Annotated in this window: 2 protein-coding genes; both read left to right on the top strand. The window is 67.6% G+C overall.

All coding sequences use genetic code 11. The features are described 5' to 3' along the window. Positions 1 to 1,652, top strand: a 1,652-nt coding sequence (argS, locus tag KDB67_RS14695) for an arginine--tRNA ligase (RefSeq protein WP_291017026.1), incomplete at its 5' end; no start/stop codon positions are given. After that, a partial coding sequence (gene lysA / locus KDB67_RS14690) for a diaminopimelate decarboxylase (protein WP_291017023.1) occupies positions 1,649 to 2,691 on the top strand: 1,043 nt, incomplete at its 3' end. The genes argS and lysA, both read left to right, overlap by 4 nt.

Genomic DNA, 2,691 nt, shown 5'->3' with positions numbered 1-2,691 from the left:
TGACTCCTGCCGCCCTCGCTGCGCTTCTCCGCGAGATAACGCTGACCGTCGTGTCCGACCGGGGCCTCGATACCTCGCTGGTGCCCGAGACCGTGGTGGTCGAGCGTCCCCGCAACGCCGACCACGGCGACTACGCCACCAATATCGCGCTGCAACTGGGCAAACGTCTCGGCGTGGTGCCGCGTGAGTTCGCCGGCTGGCTCGCCGAGGCGTTTGCCGCCGCCGACGGCATCGACAAGGCCGATGTCGCCGGTCCCGGATTCGTCAACGTGTGGCTGGCCGCCGCCGCGCAGAATACCGTCGTCGAATCGGTGCTGGCCAAGGCCGTGGACTACGGGCGCGGCAGCGAACTGTCCGGCACCGCGATCAACCTCGAATTCGTCTCGGCCAACCCGACCGGCCCGATCCACCTCGGCGGCACCCGCTGGGCGGCCGTCGGCGACGCACTGGGCCGCGTGTTCGCCGCCCGCGGCGCCGCGGTCACCCGCGAGTACTACTTCAACGACCACGGCGGCCAGATCGATCGCTTTGCCAAGTCGCTGGAGGCATCCGCGCTGGGACAGCCCACACCTGAGGACGGGTACGCCGGCGACTACATCACCGAGATCGCCGAGAACGTGGTCGCGAACGTGCCCGGCGTCCTCGACCAGGAGCCCGACGAGCGCCGCGAAACGTTCCGCGCCGAGGGCGTCGAGCTGATGTTCGGTCAGATCAAACGCAGCCTGCACGAGTTCGGCACCGACTTCGACGTGTATACCCACGAGAACTCGATGTTCGAGCGCGGACTCGTCGACACCTGCATCGAACAGCTCAAGGCCAACGGCAACCTGTACGAGAAGGATGGTGCCTGGTGGCTGCGCACCACCGACTTCGGCGACGACAAGGACCGCGTCGTCATCAAGAGTGACGGTGAGGCCGCCTACATCGCCGGAGACATCGCCTACTACCGCGACAAACGCGACCGCGGCTTCGACCTGTGCGTCTACATGCTCGGCGCCGACCACCACGGCTACATCAAACGACTCAAGGCGGCCGCGGCGTCGCTCGGTGACGACCCGGACACCGTCGAAGTCCTGATCGGGCAGATGGTGAACCTCGTCAAGGACGGCCAGCCGGTGCGGATGAGCAAACGTGCGGGCAACGTCATCACCATCGACGACCTGGTCGGCGCGGTCGGTGTCGACGGCGCCCGCTACTCGCTCATCCGGTCGTCGGTGGACGTCAACATCGATATCGACCTGGATCTGCTGGTCAAGCAGTCCAACGACAATCCAGTGTATTACGTCCAGTACGCGCACGCCCGGCTGTCGGCGCTGGCTCGCAGCGCCGCCGAACTCGGCCTCGAACTCGGCACCGACAATCTCGGACTGCTCGACGACCCCGCAGAGGGCGATCTGATCCGCACCATCGGTGACTACGACGAGGTGGTCGCCACCGCCGCCGAACTGCGCGAACCGCACCGGGTGTGCCGGTACCTCGAAACCCTCGCCGGGGCCTACCACCGCTTCTACGCGCGCTGCCGGGTCCTGCCGCAGGGCGACGAGGAGCCCGGCGACATCCACCGCGCGCGGCTGGCGCTGTGCGAGGCGACCCGGCAGGTGCTGGCCAACGGCCTGGACCTGGTTGGCGTGAGCGCACCGGAGCGGATGTGAGCGCGCATCCGGCCGGACCCCGGCACGCGGACATCCCGGCGGCCCCGCATCTCGCGCAGCGCCCCAACGATCCGGCCGTTCTCGCCGAGATTCCCGCAAATGTGTGGCCGCGCAACGCAATCCGTGACGATTCGGGTGAGGTGACACTGGCCGGTGTGCCGGTGTGCGAGCTGGCCCGCGAATACGGCACTCCGCTGTTCGTGGTGGACGAGAAGGACTTCCGGTCCCGCTGCGCCGATATGATCGGAGCGTTCGGTCAATACGGCCGGGTTCACTACGCGTCCAAGGCATTTCTGAGCACCGAGATCGCCCGCTGGGTGAACGAGGAAGGTCTGTGCCTGGACGTGTGCTCGGGCGGCGAACTCGCCGTCGCTCTGCATGCGGGCTTCCCGGCGGAGCGAATCGCGTTGCACGGCAACAATAAAAGCTCAGCGGAACTGGCCGCCGCCCTCGATGCGGGCGTCGGCCACATCGTGCTCGACTCGCTCGCCGAGATCGATCGGCTCGACGCCCTCGCGGGTGAGCGGGGCCTCGTCGCCGACGTGCTGGTGCGGATCACGGTGGGCGTGGAGGCGCACACCCATGAATTCATCGCCACCGCGCACGAGGACCAGAAGTTCGGGTTCGCGCTGTCCGGCGGCGTCGCGATGGACGCGGTGCGTCGTGTGTTCGCCACCGACAACCTGCGGCTCGTCGGATTGCACAGCCACATCGGCTCGCAGATCTTCGACATGGACGGTTTCGAACTGGCCGCGCACCGCGTGCTGGGCCTGCTCAAGGAGATCGTCTCCGAGTTCGGTGTCGACAAGACCGCACAACTCGAAGTCATCGATCTCGGTGGGGGACTGGGGATCTCGTACCTCGAAGAGGACGACCCGCTGCCGGTGAAGGACGTCGCCGACACCCTGGCCGCGATCGTCCGGCGCGAGTCGGCCGCCGTCGGACTGCCGATGCCGACCCTGGCCGTCGAACCCGGACGGGCGATCGCCGGACCCGGCACCGTCACCGTGTACGAGGTCGGCACCATCAAGGACGTCGA

The sequence above is a fragment of the Gordonia sp. (in: high G+C Gram-positive bacteria) genome (assembly GCF_020438995.1).
Taxonomy (GTDB): Bacteria; Actinomycetota; Actinomycetes; order Mycobacteriales; family Mycobacteriaceae; genus Gordonia.
The sequence above is the reverse complement of the archived record's forward strand: the minus strand, read 5'-3'. Positions and strand labels throughout refer to the sequence as shown.